This window comes from Agrobacterium sp. CMT1, assembly GCF_037203725.1.
GTDB lineage: Bacteria > Pseudomonadota > Alphaproteobacteria > Rhizobiales > Rhizobiaceae > Agrobacterium > Agrobacterium pusense.
In genome coordinates, this window is sequence record NZ_JBBCAR010000007.1 from 964,217 (window position 1) to 982,846 (window position 18,630).

Here is an 18,630-nt window from a genome sequence, read left to right on the forward strand (position 1 = left end):
ACGCAGCTTGCAATTCCTTTCCCATGGACCAGCGCGAGCTCAAAATTGCCGATCAACCACATCTCCGCCTGATGAATACGAGAGCCACGTCCTCGTCTGTTCAGGCGCAAACCAAGGGGACATTCATGTCGCAGGCCTCGAATGCATCAGAAGGCAGGCAGCTCAGCGTTCGTGGCCTGACCCACAGCTACGGTGGACAGAACGCGATCAGCGACATCTCTTTCGAGATGAACGCTGGTGAGATTGTCGCACTCCTCGGACCGAGCGGCTGCGGCAAATCCACGGTGTTGCGGGCCATCGCGGGGCTGATCCAGCCGAAAAGCGGCGTGATCCAGCTCGGTGGAGAAGACCTTGCCAATGTTTCGGCCCGTGCGCGCGGTATAGGCATGGTTTTCCAGAACTATGCGCTGTTTCCACACCTGACGGTCGCCGAGAACATTGCCTATCCGTTGGCATGCCAGAAGGTTGGGCGCTCCGAGCGGCGTGAACGGGTCGAGGAGATGCTTTCGCTCGTACGGTTGAAAGGGTTTGGTCATCGGCTACCGCGTGAGCTCTCCGGTGGTCAGCAGCAACGCGTGGCGGTGGCCCGTGCCATTGCCGGACGACCTTCGCTTCTGCTTCTCGACGAACCCTTCGGTGCCTTGGACCGGGCGCTCCGTTTCGACCTGCAGGTCGAGCTTCTCCATCTGCAGAAGACGCTGGGCATCACCACACTGATCGTCACGCATGACCAGGAGGAGGCGCAAAGTCTGGCAGGTCGTCTCGTGCTGATGAACAAGGGCAATGTCGAGCAGATCGACACCCCGATGGCCGTTTATGACCGGCCGAAAACGCTGTTCGTCAATACGTTTATCGGCCAGGCCAATGTACTGTATGGAACGGTGGATCGCCTGGATGCCGAGGCAACCCTGGTCACGCTTGCCAATGGCAAGGCTCTCGTTCTCCCCCGCCGCCTGAATTTCACCACAGGCTCGAAGGTGACGGTCACTTTCCGTCCCGAAGACGTACGTCTGTCTGCGACCTCGAGCGCATCGGCCCTGCCGGCGCGACTGACGGTATCCGTCCCGCTTGGGCCCACCCTTGTCCATGATCTCCTTCTCGAAGACGGGACAAACCTTCGTTCCTCGGAGGTCCGCGGACCTTCGACCTTCATTCCCGAGCCGGGAGCACAGCTCTTTGCCGAGATAGACACCATGAGGTGTCACGCCTTTCCGAGCGAACCGGAAGCATTCCGTGAATGACAACAACAGAGGTGAACAGATGCAAGACTTCAACATCACAAGACGCCGTTTCGGACTGCTTGCCGCCGGTGCGGCTGTGGCAGGAACCCTTCCGGTCGCCGCCCGTGCGGCTGGCGGCACGGCCGTTGCCGCGACCTTTCCAGGCAATTGGGAGGATGGCTATCGCACCGTGCTGACGCCCCTCGTGAAGGAGGCCGGCTTCGATCTGACCGTCGCCCCGGCAATGGCGCAGGACCAGCTGGCCAAGGTGATGGCAAGCCCCGGCAACCCGCCCTACGACACGCTTCTCATGTCGCCGGGTCAGATGGCCATCGCGATCGAGAACGACCTCATCGAGAAGATCGACCCTTCGAAGCTGAAAAACTGGGGAATGCTCGATCCGGCCTTCCAGGGCGAATATGGCCCGACCGTCACGGTAGAGGTCAACGGCATTGCCTATAATCCCGATCTCGTACCCGCGCCGAAGGGCTACCGCGATCTTTTTGAAAACCCGGTCTATAAGGGCCTGGTCTCGTGGACAGGCTTTGCCTCCAATACAGGCGTCATGGCCTATACCGAGATCGCCAAGATTTTTGGTTCAGGCCCCGCCGACATGGATGCTGTCTTCAAGCTGTTCAAGGAACACCCGGAACAGATCAAGGGCGTGGTGGCCAGCACGAACCACCAGATGACGCTGTTCCAGCAGGGCGAGATTGCAGTCTTCATGTGCTCGACCGGCAACGTCGCCAAGCTGAAGGCTATGGGGCTGAAGGCCGAATTCGTCCAGCCGGAGACGGGCTCGCCTGCAGCCCCTGTCAACATTCATCTGACCAAGGGCGCCAAAAACGTCGACGCTGCCTACGCGTATATGGACGCAGCGATTTCGAAGGCCGCCCAAGACAAGCTGAAGATGCCGCCACAGGAAATGTTCCCGACGAACAAGGAAGTGGAACTGACACCTGGCATCGAGGCTTATGTGAAGCGCGAACAGCTTGCCTCTCTCGTCTATCCGGACTGGGCTGCCATCAACAAGAACCGGCCGGAATGGATCCGCCAGTTCGACGCCCTCGTGGCTGGTTGAGGTAGCACCATGAAAGCGAGCGGCTTCCCCTACGTTATCCCGATGCTTCTGCTGTCGCTGGCGTTCTTCGCGACGCCGCTCGCCGTCCTTGTCGGGTTCAGCTTTATTGGACCCGACGGCCTGTCCCTGCACAATTATGCGCGCTTTCTCGGCGATGCGTTCAATTATCGCGTACTCGTCAACACCGCCAAGCTCGGGGTGCAGACCATCGTCACCACGACGCTGCTCGGTGTGCCGATCGCGCTGTTCTACTGGCACAGCGGCAAGACCACGCGTCAGATTATCATTTTCCTGACGCTGATCCCTATGTTGACCAGCAACGTGGTTCGCACCTTTGCCTGGATCGTGATTCTCGGACGGCAGGGCCCGATCAGCGAACCATTCGTGGCGCTTGGGCTGACTGACCGTCCCTTCACGCTGATGTCGACGGAACTTGGGCTTGTGATGGCCATGTGCCAGATCGACCTGCCGCTGATCATCCTTCCGCTGGTGGCGATTTTGTCAAGCATTCCCGTCACCTATACCGAAGCTGCGCAGGTTTCGGGCGCCGGGCCATGGCGCATTCTTGTCACGGTCCTGTTGCCGATGATGCTGCCTGGACTTCTGGCCGGTTGGATTCTCGTCTTTGCCAGCACCAGTGCTTCCTTCGTCACCCAGGCGGTGATCGGCGGCGCGCGCAACGTCTATGTGCCGCAATTGATCTACCGCGAGGTCGGCACGCTGTTCGACTGGCCGATGGCGTCTGCGATCGCCGTCGTGCTCCTCATGTCAACCGGCATCCTGCTCGTCGCCATGACCATGATTTCCCGTCACCGGAGGCTCGTCGGCCATGCGTAGAAAATCCGAAAACCCGGTCCCCGCCATCCTCTACAAGGTATTCGTCTTCGGCTTCGGCGGCCTGAGCCTGATCTATCTCGTGGCCCCGATCGTCATCGCGATCACCATGTCGTTTACTTCAGGACAGACGCTCAAATACCCACCGGAGGGTTTTTCGCTGCGCTGGTATGAGGCGTTGCTCGATCCTATCCGCTCCGGGACCGAACATATTGCCGCCGGCAACTCGCTGAAGATCGCAGGCCTTGCCGTTCTTGGCTCGCTGCTCTTTGCGGTGCCCGCCACGATCGGCATGGCCCGGCTGCACCGTCGGTCGGTCAACACAATCGAGCCGTTGCTCCTCGCCCCGCTGGTCTTGCCGAGCCTCGTTTATGGTCTGGCTGCGCTGATCGTCGCCAATTTCGTTGGCTTGCAGCCTTCGCTCTGGCTGACTGTCGCCGGCCATGTGGTGGTCTTTGGGCCTTTGATGTACCGCGCCGCTTCGGTCGTCGCGCAGGGTATCAATCCTTCGCTGGCAGAAGCTTCGACGGTAATGGGGGCTACGTGGTTCACCACACTGAGGCGCGTGATCCTGCCCTTGCTGACACCCGGCATTCTCGCTGGCGCATTCCTCGTCTTCATCCAGTCGCTCGACAATGTTTCCGTCTCGCTCTTCCTGGCCGACGCGCAGACGACAGTGCTGCCGCTCAGGATGTTTGCACTGATTGAGGAATCGCTCGATGTGCGCGTTGCCGCCATGTCGGGCCTGCTGATCAGCCTGACGCTGGTGGTGATGCTGGTGGCAAGGCGGGTGCTGGCGCCTACGCGACAGGCCTGACGAACAAGAACAATATTGGAAGGAATAGCCCATGAACATGACCGCCACCAGAACAGGAGCCTATCGCATCGGCTCGCTGCTCGCCGACTTTCAGCCGGATTTCGATTTCGCAGCGCCCTTGCCCCTCCCGGTCGAGGAATTCGAGGATCGTCTGCGGCGTATCCGCCGCCAGGCAGTGGAGGCCGGACATGACGCCCTGATTGTTCATACTGGCGGTGTGGGCTGGTTTCACACGTCGAACCACTATCTGCGCTATATCTGCGACTGGATGCGGGAAGGCGTGCTAATCATTCCGACGGATGTCGACAAGCCAATGGTGCTTTTGTCCTTCTTTACCCAGTCCGTGCTCCTGCCGCCGGGAGGCGAGCCGGTGCTGGTCGAGGATATCTGGCAGATTGGCCCCATCGGGCGGGAATATTCAGATCGTCCGGGCGACAGCGTCATCAAGACCGCAGAAAAATGTGCCGAACTGCTGGCAGGAATGGGACTGTCGAAAGCGCAGATCGGCCGTATTGGCGACCGCACCTCGCTGATTTTCTGGGCAGGTCTCGACGCATTGATGCCAGGCGTGAAGTTCGTTGCCGACAATGCCATTCTCGACCGCATGCAAAAGGTCCGCTCGCCGCGCGAAATCGAGATGTTTCGGGCCGCCGCCCAACTGGTCAGCATCGCCACGCAGGCGGCCTATCACGTGGCAAAACCCGGCGTGACCGACCACGAGATCTATGCTGCCTTCACCCAGGCACAACTCTCCTTCGGTGGCGAAACCGGTGACGGTTACCAGATCGGCATCAACGAGTTTGGCACCCATTGCGGCAAGCCTTACGGGCACGTCGTACGATCGGGAGACCTGATCAATCTCTATGTCTCCAACGTGACCTACCGAGGCTACACTGCGCAGACTGCAAGGATGATCGCAATCGGCGAGATCACCAGGCGCCAGGAAGAGGTGCTCGCCGCCTGTACCGAAGGTGTCAAGCGCGCGGAAATGCTGATCCGGCCGGGTGCCTTGATGCGCGATGTCAACAATGCGGCCTTCGAGCCCATGATCGAGCGCGGCATGCTGGCGTCGCCGGAAGCCCGCACCATGCCCTACAACTGGGCGCCAATGGATGATGGCGGCGCAAGGCTCATTCCGCGCCAATATGTCAAGAATATCGACTGGGAGGCGCAAGGCCGCTCACTCATGCATGTCTATCCAGCGACACACGGCCCGCATAACCCCAACCTCGGTCATTCAGTCGGCATGGCCGGCGGGCAGAACAGTTTCAACATCTCCTCCCATAATTACGATCGGATGGAAGAGGGCATGGTCTTTGTGCTCCACACCCAGTGGCTCGAACCGCTATCCGCCGGCTGCAATGTCGGTGACATGTATGTCGTGACCAAAGACGGGTTTGAAAACCTGTCGCGCCACACTCCGCTTGAAACCCACCGCATTGCTGCCGAGGCCTGAGATGACCGATACGACCGTTGCTCACAGCCATTTCGATTTCGCCAAGCTCACAGAGCGCGAACGCTACAAGATCCTGATCGGCACGGTCATTCCCCGCCCGATCGCACTTGTAACAACCGCAGACAGAGACGGTCGCCACAATGCCGGGCCGTTCAGCTTCTTCAATGTTCTGACCCATGATCCGGCAATCGTTGCGATCGGCGTCGAAAATTACGCAGACATGCGCTTCAAGGACACTGCCCGCAACATTCGCGAAACGGGTGAATTTACGGTGCATATCTGTGACAACGCACTCGTGGACCAGATGGAGATCTGCGCCATCAAATTCGGTCCAGGCATCAACGAGATGGAGGAGGCGGGGCTCGAAACCGTACCGGGTGAGATGGTGTCTAGCCCACGCATTCTCGCGGCACCCGCAGCACTTGAGTGCCGTCGTCACACGACGTTGCAAGTGGGGCCTGCCCGCGAGATCATCCTCGGCGAGGTCGTCGGCGTCTTCGTGCGCAGCGATGCCGTCAACGCATCCAACTTGCATATCGACCAGCAGATGATGGACGCCGTTGGCCGCATGGGTGGCCACACCTATACCCGCACCCGCGACCAGTTCGACGTCAAGACGTTGACGCCCCAGGAATGGGAGAGTCGAAGGCTCTCTGGAACTGACGCGGCTGAGTAAAATCTTCGATCATCAGCGCCTTTTTCGGTTGGTAGCTGCATCGCTCAGAGCCTGATCCGTCGTCGGTTCGATTCCAATTAAGAGCGGGTTGTTTTCATCGCTCGAAGGGAGTCAACCATTTCGAATGTCTAGGGGCAGGCCCCGATGAGCGTCGCTCGATAAAGGTCGAGGCGATAAGAATGCGTTTTGCGACGACCGGCTGGCCTCTTGTCTCAATGCGTTCCAACAATAGCCGCATCGCTGTAGCGCCCATCTCCCCGCCTTGTACTCTGATGGTCGTCAGGGGAGGAGATATTTGGGTCGCAGCGGAAAAATCACCAAATCCGACAACGGACATGTCGTCTGGTATGCGGTAGCCACGTGCTAAAAGTTCGGAAACAGCGGTGAGCGCCAACCCATCGTGAGCGCAGAACAGGGCTGTTGGTGCAATTCCGGCAGTTTGAAGAGTTTGCAGTGCAGGGATAAAGCCTCCATCTTCGTCAAAGCGCAGGACATGCAGTCGCGCATCGGCATGTTGCTCTAAACTTTCGCGCAGACCGTGATATCGCTCCATACGACCGCGATAGCCTTCCTGCCCCTGCACGAAAGCGATGTCGCGATGCCCGAGTCCAAACAAATAATCGCCGACCGCTATCCCTGCTTCGTGGTCCGTGCCGCCGACATGATCGGCCTGTTCAAGTGGAAGCACCCACCCCAGTCGAACCGAAGGCAAGCCCGACGCTTTGACAATGTCCAGCGTCTTTTTTTCGTGCGGCCCAACAAGAATGATACCTGCGCTATCTTTCACCATCGCCTCGACCCTGTCGGCGTCATGCGTCCACTGCAACCGTACGGCTTGACCTAGTCGATGCGCCTCCTTCTGCATGCCGTCCTGCAGCATCGTCCGCAACTCGTAGCTCACGCTATCGACCTGATCGTGAAAGATCAGAGTAATCTCGCGTTGCTCGTCGGCGGGCTTCGGGCGCTGGTAGCCCATCATCGCGGCAGCGTCCTCGACGCGCTTGCGCGTCGCCTCACTGACTCCTGCTTTTCCTGAAAGTGAACATGAGACCGCAAATTTTGACAGGCCGGTGTGATTGGCGATGTCCTGCAATGTCACTTTGCGCATAACGCATCCTCCCGCCGTGGAGTTCGTGCCGAAATAAATTAAACATAACGCTTTACCTAACAAATTACATAATACAAGCTAAACAAATTCGGGGATGCAAGCTATTTTTTTGCACCGCAGCCGTCCGAAAAATCGCGGGATCGATCCTGAGGAGGAGAGATAATTCCGCGATGCGTGACTGGAGGAGGAAAACAAATGCAAGGATTAAATCGCCGCGCGTTTCTCGCTGCGAGCACCGCTGCCGTCATACTACCCGCTTTGCCAGCGTTCGCGCAGACCACGACCGTTAAAGACCCCGCCATGCTGGACGCCTTGGTCGGGGAGGGTAAGCTGCCCGCCGTTGTGGACCGCCTGCCGCTCAATCCGCTTGTCATCACGCCGCTTGACCGCGTCGGAACCCATGGTGGTGACTGGAACAGCGCGATCGTCGGTGGTGGGTCCCTGTCGATGTTGTTTCGATATCAGGCTTACGAGCCGCTGTTGCGATATAAGCCCGACTGGTCGGGTGTGGTGCCGAATGTCGCAGAGCACTACGAAAGCAATGCCGACGCCACGGAGTTCACCTTCAGATTGCGCAAGGGCATGAAGTGGTCTGACGGTCAGCCGTTCACTACCGAGGACATCATGTTCTGGTACGAAGACATCTTCAATTACGAGGGCCTTAACGACATCGGCCAGAACCATCTGCGTGCGGGCGGAAAAAAGGCCCGCTTCGAGGCGTTGGACGATGTAACGTTCAAGGTGATTTTCGCCGCGCCCAACGGTCTTTTCCCTCTGCGGCTGGCATGGGCGAACGACGATCAGACCACCCGTGCGCCGAAACACTACCTCAAGCAATTCCACATCAAGTACAACCCAAATGCTGAACAGGAAGCCAAGGCCAAGGGCGCGTCTGGCTGGATTCAATTGTTTCAGCGCGAAGCGGGCCTCGTCGTGGACAACGAGTTCTTCCAGAACTCCCAACGTCCCGTAATCCACGCCTGGAAGATGGCGGTTGCGCCAGGACAGAGCACCGACCGTGCGATCGCCGAGCGCAACCCGTTTTACTGGAAGGTCGATACCGAGGGAAATCAACTGCCCTACATTGATCGCATCGTCTACCAGATGGTCGCAGACGCACAGGTGTTGTTGTTGAAGGCGATGCAGGGCGAAATCGATCTGATGGACCAGTATATCGCGACGCCGGCAAACCGGGCAGTGCTTTACGACTCCCAGGACCAGGGCCAATTTGGCTTATATACGCTGACGTCGACCGAAACCAACGAGATGGTTTTCCAGCTTAATCTCAATCATCCTGACGAAGCCAAACGCAAGCTTTACGGTAACAGGGATTTCAGGGCTGCGCTGTCGATGGCGCTGGACCGGCAGGCGATTATCGATACAGTTTTCATCGGACAGGGAACGATCTCCCAACCGGCCGTGCGGGCGGAGGATCCTCTTTATAACGAACGTCTGGCTACGCAATTCACCCAATACGACCCCGACGCCGCCAACGCGCTGCTCGACAAGATCCTTCCTACCAAGGATGGTGAGGGTTTCCGGCAGGATGAAAACGGCAAGCGTGTGACGGTCATATTCGAGATCGACCAGGCTCGAACCACATTCCTTGACATTTTCCAGCTGGCGCTGCCGATGTTTCACGCGGTGGGTGTGGACGTGCAGATGCGAAGCATGGACCGTTCGCTTTGGGAGGTGCGCGTGCGTCAGGGCATCGAGTATGACGCCACTGCACACCGCTTCGGCGGCAATGGCGGCATCGCGGCTATTCTCGATCCGCGCTATTTCATTCCCAACACGACCGAGGCGCTCTACGCCAAGGGCTGGCAATTGTGGTACCGCGATCCTGCTTCCAAGGGTGCGGTCGAGCCGCCTCAGCCGGTCAAGGACGCATTGTCACGCTATGACCGAGTGCTGGGCTCGCCGGACCCGGATGTGCAGCGCAAGCTGATGGCCGAAATACTGGAGATCGCGGCCGACCAGTTTTACGTCTTCGGCGTTTGCCTGCCCAGCGACAGTTACGGCGTGGTGAAGAACAACATGCAGAACGTTCCCAAATCCATGCCGAATTCGTGGGGATATCCCACACCCGGGCCCGCCAACCCCGAAACCTTTTTCAAGGCCTGATCCCAACGTTCCATTCCGGCATCAACTGACCCCGGATGGAAACATCGAACCTTTTCAGTCGCCCGCAAAAGGCGTGACGGCATAATATTGTCATTGGAGAACACATGTTGCATCGACCAAACGCTATTTCCGGAGCTGCCGTTCGTTCTCCGGATTGGTTTAAATCCGCCACTCGCTGGACCCAATTGACCTTTGCAGAAGACGATCCGGCGAAATATGATCCCGAGTTCTGGATCGACGTCTTCAAGCGCACCAAGTCGAATGCAGTCTGCCTTTCTGCTGGCGGCTATATCGCCTATTACCCAAGCGAAATCCCCCTGCATTACGTGTCCAGCTTCATTGGCGATACCGATCCGTTTGGCACGATCGTGGAAGGCGCGCGCAAGTTGGGAATGCACGTCATGGCGCGCGTCGACCCACATGCGATCCACGAGGATGCAGCACTGGCCCATCCCGAATGGGTGGCCATCAATCAGGACGGAAGTCCGCGTGAGCACTGGGCATTTCCCGGTATCTACGTCACCGATGCGCTGGGAAGTTATAACCGCGACTTCACAACCGACGTCATTCGCGAAGTCGTAACCAAATATGACGTCGATGCCGTGTTCGCCAACCGCTGGCAGGGCCATGGCGTGTCCTACAGCGACGACAATCGCATACGATTCAGGCAGGAAACTGGTTTTGATTTGCCGATGAGACCGGATGCGACGGATCCGGCATGGCAGGCGTGGGCGGCGTGGCGCAGACGCATACTTACCGAGCTCGTGGTCTATTGGGACGAGACGGTCAAATCCATCCGTCCCCATGCCAGCTTCATTCCAAATATGAGCGGTTCGTCACTGATGGAATTCGACCTTTCGCTCATACAGAAACATTGCCCGATCCTGTTCGTGGACCACCAGGCGCGACAAGGTGTGGAGGTTGGCTGGTCTGCTGGACGGAACGGCAAACGCATTCGTGGAACGTTCCGGGACAGACCCGTTGGCCTCATCACCTCCATCGGACCAGAGGAAGAGTACCGATGGAAGGATTCCGTCCAGAGCGGTGAGGAAATCAAGCTCTGGATTCACGACGGCATTGCGCAGGGCCTTTTCCCATGGTTCACCAAATTCAATGCCTGCGTTCCTGACAATCGCTGGGTGCAGCCCGTTGCAGAAGCCTTTAATCTTCATGCGGACATTGAGCCATATCTGGAGGGCATGCAGCCAACTGCCGAAATCGCGATCATTGATCCATCCACGACGTTGCGGCACTGGGCACCGGAGCAACGTCATATCGCCGAACATAATGATCTCGGCTTTTATCATGCGCTGGTGGAAGCGCGCATTCCGTTTGAATTTTTATCCGATCAGGTCATGACCCCGGATGCGCTTGATCGCTTCAAGCTCATTATTCTGGCCAATGCCACCTATCTGTCGGACGGACAATGCGCGGCCATCGAACAGTATGTACGGCGCGGTGGGTCGATCGTTGCCGCGCATGAAACCTCGCTCTGTAATGAAGTCGGCGAGCGGCGCGGTAATTTCGGACTATCAAATGTCTTCGGTGCCTCGCTGGAATCGACGCCACGTGGCCCGGTCAAGAACACCTATGTTGCACTGTCCGATCCGCACCCTGTGAACGAGGGCTACGAGGGCGCCGCTCGCATTATCGGCGGTACACACCTGATTGCCGTCGATGCCAATCCGGACGTTGAAACGCCTTTCCTCTACGTCCCTGATTTTCCGGATCTGCCCATGGAGGAAGTCTACCCACGCGAAGCCCCGAACGGCGCTGCGGTGATTGCGCGTGAGACCGGCCATGGAGGTCGTGTGGTCTACATCCCATGGAACATTGGCGAGGTCTTCTGGAAAGTGCTTGCACCCGATCATGGTAGGCTGATCTCGAACGCCGTGAACTGGGCTCTTGGCCAAGACCATCGTGTGACGGTCGAAGGGAAGGGTATCATAGACATCGCCGTTTACGAAAACGAGGCCTCGATGGCAATCTTCCTCGTCAACCTTACCAACCCGATGATGATGAAAGGTCCTTTGCGGGAGGTCTACCCTATCGGTGAGCAGACATTATCGATCGAGCTGCCAAAAGGTCGCTCGTCTGCCACGGTGAAACTGCTTGTGAAAAGCGAGGCCGCGTCCTGCAAGATCGTTGGCAACCGTGCAGAAATCACCGTGCCCTCCATCCGGGACCTCGAGACGGTTCATCTGACCTGGCATTCATAAGCCGGATAGCGTGTAGCGGGAGGAACCCATGCTGACATATGTGGTAAAGCGCGTTCTTTACATGATACCGACCCTGTTCGGCATGTCCTTGATCGCATTCATGATCATTCAATTGCCACCAGGCGATTATCTGACCTCGCTTCTCTCCACCATGGCCGATGGCGGGCAAAATCTGGACGAGGCGACGATTGCGCGCCTGCGCGCGCAATACGGTCTCGATCAACCTGTCTATGTCCAGTATTTCGTGTGGATCAGCGGAATATTGACCCGGGGCGATTTCGGATACTCCTTCGAGTGGAACCAGCCGGTCTCGACCCTGATCTGGGACCGGATGGGATCGACGCTGTTGATCTCGCTGGCGAGTCTTTTACTGGTTTGGGCAATATCCCTCCCGATTGGGATCTATTCCGCGGTCAGACGCCATTCCTTCGGCGACCACGCCTTTACGCTTCTTGGCTTTATCGGGCTGGCCGTTCCGAATTTCATCATGGCGCTGACCTTGATGTATGCGAGCTACCGGTTTTTGGGACAAAGCGTTGGCGGCATATTTTCTCCCGCTTTCGTCGATGCGCCGTGGAGCATCGCAAAATTCAACGACATGCTCAGCCATATGTGGATACCTGTGATCGTCATCGCCATGTCAGGCACTGCCGCCATGATCAGAATTCTGCGGGCAAATCTGTCGGATGAATTGAGCAAGCCTTATGTCATCACGGCGCGTGCCAAGGGTTTGCCGGAGCGCAAGGTCATTGTTAAGTATCCCGTCCGCATTGCGCTCAACCCGTTCGTCAGCTCGATCGGCTGGGTGCTGCCGGATCTTGTTTCCGGCGTCACCATCACCGCCATCGTGCTGAACCTTCCAACGGCGGGACCGCTTCTGCTGCGAGCGCTGGTCGGTCAGGACATGTATCTGGCCGGAAGTTTCATTCTCTTAATGGGCGTGCTGACACTGGTGGGCATGCTGATTTCAGACATATTGCTGGCGGTGCTCGACCCCCGCATCCGGTTCAATTGAGAGGGGTGGCCATGTCGATCAACCAGAACCCCACCATCGCGCTGGAAACCGGCCCCGCCATCAGCCCTCTGAAGTCCGGGCGCAAGGCAGTTAGCCTCGAGGCGGCAGGGCAATGGACGCTCATTCGCCAGCGCTTCTTCCGCCACAAGGTCGCAGCATTTGCTGCGGGCATCATTCTTTTGCTCTATTTCATCGGTGCCTTTGCCGAGTTCCTGGCACCGGGCCTGCCGAACACGTCGCGCCCGCAATACACCTTTGCGCCGCCGCAAAGCATCGCTTTAGTTGCGCCGGCTGCCGATGGCGGTTCCCGCTTTCTGCCACACGTGAAGGGCTACAAGATCGAGATCGAGCCGAAAGCTCTCCGCCGCAGCTTCGTAGTTGACGACACGAAAATCATTCCTATCGGATTCTTCGTCAAAGGGGCGCCTTACAAGCTGTGGGGCATCATCCCGATGGAAACACATCTGGTTGGGCCGCTTGACGCCCGCGATCCGATGTATCTGTTGGGTTCGGACCGGCTCGGACGAGACCTCATGAGCCGCCTCATCTATGGAACCCGCGTCTCCATGTCCATCGGCCTTGTCGGCGTTGCCATTTCGCTGACGCTCGGCGTCGTGATGGGTGCGGTTTCTGGTTACTACGGCGGCTGGGTCGATACCCTCATCCAGCGTATCATCGAGATTGTGAGCGCCATGCCGACCATTCCGCTCTGGTTGGGGCTGGCCGCTGCCATTCCCCTAAGCTGGTCACCGCTTTCGGTTTATTTTGTCGTAACCCTGATTGTTTCCCTTCTGAGCTGGACGGGTTTGGCACGCGAGGTGCGGGGACGATTCTTCGCGCTGCGCGGCGATGACTTCGTGACGGCTGCCCGGCTGGACGGTGCAGGGGAAAGGCGGATCATATTCCGCCACATCCTTCCATCACTTACCAGCCACATTCTGGCGGTGGTGACACTTGCCATTCCGACCATGATCGTCGCTGAAACCTCGCTGTCGTTTCTCGGGGTCGGTCTGAAACCACCGGTCGTCAGCTGGGGCGTGCTGTTGCAGGATGCCCAGAACGTGCGGACAGTTGCCACGGCGCCATGGTTGCTGATCTGGCCGAGCCTTGCGGTGGTCCTGGCGGTTCTGTCTTTCAATTTCTTTGGCGATGGCCTGCGCGATGCAGCCGACCCTTACGATAGCTGAAAGGAAGTGAGATGACGAAGCACGAAACCTTGCTGGCGGTCAAAGACCTGTCCATCGATTTCCATCTCAGAACCCATGTGCTCCATGCCGTTCGCAATGTCAGTTTCAACCTTGAACGCGGAAAGACGCTTGCGCTGGTAGGGGAAAGCGGTTCAGGCAAATCAGTGACCGCCCGCGCCCTGATGCGGATCATCGACAAGCCCGGACAGATGACAGGCGGCCAGATCGTTCTCGATGGACCCAAGGGACCAGTCGATATCGCGAAATTTGCCGCAAGCAGTCGCGAGGTTCTGGCCATTCGCGGTGGACGGATCGGCCTGATTTTTCAGGAACCAATGAGTTCGCTGTCGCCGGTCCACACCATCGGCTCACAGATCATCGAAGCCGTGCGTTTGCATCGCCGCGTGTCGAAGAGACAGGCTCGGGAGCGATGTATCGAACTGCTGCGCCAGGTGGAGATACCGCAGCCGGAAGTGATGGCCGACAGATACACCTTCGAGTTTTCCGGCGGAATGCGCCAGCGAGCGATGATTGCCATGGCGCTGGCCTGCGACCCGGAAGTTCTGATCGCCGATGAGCCGACGACGGCGCTGGATGTGACGACGCAGGCCGAAATCCTCGATCTCATCAAGCGGCTGCAGGTGGAGCGCGGCATGGCGATGCTCCTCATCACCCACGACATGGGCATCGTTGCCGAAGTAGCGGACGAGGTCGCCGTCATGCGCTTTGGCAAGATCGTCGAAAAAGGGCCGGTGGACGAGATTTTCCACGCCAGTCAGCATCCCTACACACGGCAACTTCTGGAAGCGACGGTCAAGCTCGAGAGCGGCGCAGCCACGCGCACGCTGCCGGCGTCGCTGACGGCCAACGTCGCTCCGATCCTGTCAGTGCGCAATCTTTCCAAAGTCTACGGCGCGCCGTCCGGACTGTTTTCGTATGGCGGTGGGCGCGGGCTGGTGGCGGTGGACGATGCTAGTCTTGACCTATTTGCCGGAGAAAATCTCGGCATTGTCGGCGAAAGCGGATCAGGCAAAACCACACTAGGACGAATGATACTGCGGATCGTTGAGCCGAGTTCCGGCAGAATTGCGTATCGCGGATGCCCGGATGCGGCTCCGATGGACGTCACCACGCTAAACAAAGTGGATTTGCGCCGCTATCACCAGGATGTGCGTCTTATCTTTCAGGACCCATTTGCGTCGCTCAACCCCCGTATGACGGTGAAGCAGATCATCGGAGATCCTCTGGTCATCGCCGGTGGCATGTCCGGCAAAGCGGTGGAGACCCGCGTTGGCGAACTTTTGCAGAAGGTCGGGCTCGATCCCTTGGCGATGGAAAGATACCCACATGCCTTTTCCGGTGGCCAACGCCAGCGGATCGGGATTGCAAGGGCGATCGCCGTCAACCCGAAGGTCATCGTCGCCGATGAGGCGACTTCGGCTCTCGACGTCTCGATACGAAGCCAGATCCTCGACCTGTTGCTCGATATTCAAAAGCAGCTCAATCTCAGCTTTATCTTCATTTCGCACGATATCTCGGTCGTGCGCTATTTCTGCGATCGCGTTGCCGTCATGCACAAAGGCAAGATTGTCGAGATCGGAGATGCGGAAACAATCTGCAGAACGCCCTCGCACCCCTATACCAAGCGACTGATCTCTTCTGTTCCCAACCCCGACCCCCGCAACAAGCGCATGCTGCACCGCCTGCGCGCAGACCAAGTTTGAGGTCATTGCCGATGCCGAAATTCGCTGCCAATCTGTCCATGCTTTATACCGAACATCCGTTCATGGAACGGTTCGCCGCTGCCGCTGCCGATGGTTTTGCGGCAGTCGAATATGTCAGCCCCTACGAGGAGGCGGCAGAGACGATTGCAGCGGAGCTCAGGAGGTGCAATCTCACACAGGCTCTGTTCAACCTGCCGCCCGGCAACTGGGCCGCAGGGGAGCGCGGCATCGCCAGCCTGCCGGACAGGGTCTCCGAATTTGAGACGTCCGTTGAAACGGCGATCCGCTATGCAAAAGTTCTGGGATGCCGAAAGATCAATTGTCTGGCCGGTATTCAACCGCCCGGTGTCGATCCGCAAGTTCTGGAAGACACGCTTGTCGGCAATCTCGGTCACGCTGCGCAACGTCTGGCGGATTCCGGAATTGCCCTTGTCTTCGAGCCCATCAACACTCGCGACATACCCGGATATTTCCTCACCAACACCGATCAGGCCGAGCGGATCATGGACCGTGTCGGGCATTCCAACCTGCTGATCCAATATGATTTCTACCACATGCAAATCATGCAGGGCGATCTCGTCGCGACCTTCGAGCGCCTGCAGGACAAAATCGGCCACGTTCAGATCGCTGATAATCCCGGACGTCATGAGCCGGGGACGGGCGAGATCAACCACGATTTCATCTTTAGGCGTCTGGATGAACTTGGCTACGACGGATGGGTCGGCTGCGAATATCGACCGGCGTCGACCACCAGCGCAGGTCTTGACTGGTTGAAAGCATATCAACGGGAGGATTGAGCCATGAAAATAGGATTTATCGGACTGGGGGTCATGGGCCGCCCGATGGCGCAGCATCTGATCGATGCCGGACATGAGCTTTATCTTCACAGGGTCAAACCCGTGTCGAACTCCCTCCTGAAAAGTGGTGCGAGGGCATGCGGTTCAGGTGCAGAAGTGGCGCGCAGCGCCGAGATCGTGATTTTGATGCTGCCGGACACGCCCGATGTGGAAGCGGTTTTGTTCGGTGACGATGGCGTCGCGCACGGCCTCGATGCGGGAAAGCTCGTCATCGACATGAGTTCGATTTCACCGATTGCGACGAAGGATTTTGCCGCCCGTATTGAGGCGCTGGGATGCGATTATCTCGACGCGCCGGTGTCGGGCGGTGAAGTTGGCGCCAAAGCGGCGTCGCTGACCATCATGGTCGGCGGAAAACCGGATATTTTCGAGCGCGCAAGACCCCTGTTTGAAAAGATGGGCAAGAACATCACCCTGATCGGTGACGTTGGAAACGGTCAGGTTGCTAAGGTCGCCAATCAGATTGTTGTCGCCCTGAATATTCAGGCCGTTTCGGAAGCCCTTCGCTTTTCGAAAAAAGCCGGAGCGGACCCCTCGATCGTGCGCAAGGCCTTGATGGGTGGCTTTGCCGCGTCCCGCGTGCTGGAGGTTCACGGCGAAAGGATGATCAACGAAACATTCGAGCCCGGCTTTCGCATACGTTTGCATCACAAGGACATATCGCTCGCGCTTGAGTCGGCGCGTCTGCTCGAGCTTATGCTGCCCAACACTGCGATTGTTCATCAGTTGATGAATGGCGCGCTGGAAAGAGGTCTGGGCGACAAAGACCATTCGGCGTTGATCAAAGCCTTGTAGTTCAAACGAGACCTCCTGATTGACGGTCGGCAATCCAGGGTAAAGCGCGCAAAATCAGTAGATTAGCCCCTAGGTCAGGCCGCAAGAACGTTGGCGAGGGACTGCCTGTGGTCATTTCGGCTCTCCGTCCTGAAACGCAGTGAAGAACACGGATAGTCCGGGGCCTATGAATGGGCGGCGGTCACTTGAGAATGGGTGATCGCCAAGACGCGCGTCCTACAGGAATTTGCTCTTTCGACAGGTGTCGTTGGCGCCGGTCTTGCGTAACTTCCCCGTAATTTTCGGCGGCCATACGTCTCTGCCTTAGCGGTCGATGGACGGCCGCCGTGGCGATGAACGAAAGGACAGGCATGAAAAAGATCATTTCGGGCGTACTTGTTTGCGTGGCACTGACCGCCTGCAGCCAGACGGAGAAGGGCGCCGGCATCGGTGCGGCGAGCGGTGCTATCATCGGTGGGTTGGCAAGCGGTACTTGGGAAGGCGCCGCAGTGGGAGCCGCCGCAGGCGGCGCAGGTGGCGCTGTGATAGGCAACATCAGCGAACGGAACGACAGGAACCGCCGGGACCGTTGGGAACGACGGGATCACCGCGACTATAGCTGCAGATACCGGGATTATTACGGTCGCTGCCGCTAGAGATTGCAGCCGGCTGCCGCACGTCAAAGGCGAGAGTGATATCGAAAAACTCCGGCTCTTCACCCTCCGCAGCCACACCACTTCTATGACATCGGGAAATCTGACGGTCAGGACGTCACGAACGTTGAGCTTATCTCGATCACGGGCGGTCGTTTTGCTGTAAGGATTATCGGAAACGACAGTGCGACTTGAATGAGTAGGCGACTATGAAACTTCTACTTATCGAAGACGATCCAGAAATGACGGATGCCTTGAGGGTGGCCCTCTCGCAGCATGGCATTGTTCTTGATGCCGTTGGCGATCTGGCAACGGCGCGGGAAGCAATCGCCATGGCGGACTACGATATCGTCCTTATCGACCGGCAACTGCCTGATGGTGATGGCAGTACCTTTCTTGCGGATTTGCGTGGCGCAGGTTCAAACACGCGATCGATCATCATCTCCGCTCTGAGGTCCACCGACGAGCGTATATCCGGGCTGAATGACGGCGCTGATGATTATTTACCAAAGCCCTTCGAAATCGCTGAACTGGTCGCGAGAATGAGCGCTGTGCTGAGGAGGGCTCCGACAACGGGATCGTCCCTCCTGGCTGCCGGAAACGTTACCTACAATCGTGTGTCATGCGATGTACATGTCAATGGCGTCCGCCTTGCGCTCACCCGCAGGGAACTGCTGATCATCGAGACGCTTCTGAGAAACCGTGGTCGGACCGTGTTGCGCTCGTCCCTTGAGGGGCAGGTCTATTCCTTTGATGATGAGATCCAGTCGAACTCACTGGAATCCAACATGTCGCGGCTGCGCAGAAAGCTTGGCGAAGCGGAGGCCAACATCGTTATCAAAAACATTCGAGGCATAGGCTATTATCTTCATGAGCAGCAATAGG

The 18,630-nt window shown here is 58.0% G+C and carries 16 protein-coding genes; 15 read left to right on the plus strand and 1 reads right to left on the minus strand.

What is annotated here, in order from left to right:
• Positions 1-125 precede the first annotated feature (125 nt).
• The 6 genes from WA845_RS13035 to WA845_RS13060 are packed head-to-tail and all read left to right on the plus strand — an operon-like array spanning position 126 to position 6,084.
• Positions 126-1,241: an ABC transporter ATP-binding protein gene (locus WA845_RS13035; protein ID WP_376784461.1), complete on the plus strand. Its 1,116-nt coding sequence runs from the start codon at positions 126-128 to the stop codon at positions 1,239-1,241.
• Positions 1,242-1,260: 19 nt separating this feature from the next.
• Positions 1,261-2,301, plus strand: coding sequence for an extracellular solute-binding protein (locus WA845_RS13040; protein ID WP_112554363.1), 1,041 nt, complete (start codon positions 1,261-1,263; stop codon positions 2,299-2,301).
• A 9-nt stretch (positions 2,302-2,310) separates the two neighbouring features.
• A complete protein-coding gene (locus tag WA845_RS13045; protein WP_112554261.1) occupies positions 2,311-3,138 on the plus strand; it encodes an ABC transporter permease subunit in 828 nt (275 codons plus the stop codon).
• The gene (locus WA845_RS13050) at positions 3,131-3,952 is read left to right on the plus strand and encodes an ABC transporter permease (RefSeq protein WP_337322362.1); all 822 of its coding nucleotides are present in this window, start codon (positions 3,131-3,133) and stop codon (positions 3,950-3,952) included. Before WA845_RS13045 ends, WA845_RS13050 begins: the two co-directional genes overlap by 8 nt.
• A 31-nt stretch (positions 3,953-3,983) precedes the next feature.
• Positions 3,984-5,408 carry a Xaa-Pro peptidase family protein gene (locus WA845_RS13055; RefSeq protein WP_112554263.1) on the plus strand — a complete coding sequence of 475 codons (1,425 nt, stop codon included), beginning with the start codon at positions 3,984-3,986 and terminating at the stop codon, positions 5,406-5,408.
• 1 nt (position 5,409) lies between these two features.
• Positions 5,410-6,084: a flavin reductase family protein gene (locus WA845_RS13060; RefSeq protein WP_162702270.1), complete on the plus strand. Its 675-nt coding sequence runs from the start codon at positions 5,410-5,412 to the stop codon at positions 6,082-6,084.
• A 94-nt stretch (positions 6,085-6,178) separates the two neighbouring features.
• Here WA845_RS13060 and WA845_RS13065 read toward each other — a convergent pair whose 3' ends face one another.
• Positions 6,179-7,192: a LacI family DNA-binding transcriptional regulator gene (locus WA845_RS13065; RefSeq protein ID WP_107341144.1), complete on the minus strand. Its 1,014-nt coding sequence runs from the start codon at positions 7,190-7,192 to the stop codon at positions 6,179-6,181.
• Positions 7,193-7,387: 195 nt separating this feature from the next.
• On the opposite strand from WA845_RS13065, the gene WA845_RS13070 reads away from it, so the two are divergent.
• The 9 genes from WA845_RS13070 (at position 7,388) to WA845_RS13110 (ending at position 18,629) form a co-directional block, all read left to right on the plus strand.
• The gene (locus tag WA845_RS13070) at positions 7,388-9,316 is read left to right on the plus strand and encodes an ABC transporter substrate-binding protein (protein WP_112554265.1); all 1,929 of its coding nucleotides are present in this window, start codon (positions 7,388-7,390) and stop codon (positions 9,314-9,316) included.
• Between the two features lie 104 nt (positions 9,317-9,420).
• Positions 9,421-11,535 carry a family 10 glycosylhydrolase gene (locus tag WA845_RS13075; protein ID WP_107341146.1) on the plus strand — a complete coding sequence of 705 codons (2,115 nt, stop codon included), beginning with the start codon at positions 9,421-9,423 and terminating at the stop codon, positions 11,533-11,535.
• Positions 11,536-11,563: 28 nt separating this feature from the next.
• On the plus strand, positions 11,564-12,550 hold the full coding sequence (locus WA845_RS13080; RefSeq protein ID WP_112554267.1) for an ABC transporter permease subunit: 987 nt from the start codon (positions 11,564-11,566) through the stop codon (positions 12,548-12,550).
• A gap of 11 nt (positions 12,551-12,561) precedes the next feature.
• Complete coding sequence (locus WA845_RS13085; RefSeq protein ID WP_112554269.1) at positions 12,562-13,737, plus strand: ABC transporter permease subunit; 1,176 nt, start codon at positions 12,562-12,564, stop codon at positions 13,735-13,737.
• An 11-nt stretch (positions 13,738-13,748) separates the two neighbouring features.
• A complete protein-coding gene (locus tag WA845_RS13090) occupies positions 13,749-15,461 on the plus strand; it encodes a dipeptide ABC transporter ATP-binding protein (protein ID WP_112554271.1) in 1,713 nt (570 codons plus the stop codon).
• 11 nt (positions 15,462-15,472) lie between these two features.
• Entirely contained in the window at positions 15,473-16,258 is a 786-nt protein-coding gene (gene otnI / locus WA845_RS13095) for a 2-oxo-tetronate isomerase (RefSeq protein ID WP_064263905.1), read from the plus strand.
• 3 nt (positions 16,259-16,261) lie between these two features.
• Entirely contained in the window at positions 16,262-17,113 is an 852-nt protein-coding gene (locus WA845_RS13100; RefSeq protein WP_112416870.1) for a 2-hydroxy-3-oxopropionate reductase, read from the plus strand.
• Between the two features lie 350 nt (positions 17,114-17,463).
• On the plus strand, positions 17,464-17,748 hold the full coding sequence (locus WA845_RS13105) for a YMGG-like glycine zipper-containing protein (RefSeq protein ID WP_112416896.1): 285 nt from the start codon (positions 17,464-17,466) through the stop codon (positions 17,746-17,748).
• A gap of 206 nt (positions 17,749-17,954) precedes the next feature.
• Positions 17,955-18,629, plus strand: a complete 675-nt coding sequence (locus tag WA845_RS13110; protein ID WP_044459318.1) for a response regulator — start codon at positions 17,955-17,957, stop codon at positions 18,627-18,629.
• Position 18,630: the final 1 nt, after the last annotated feature.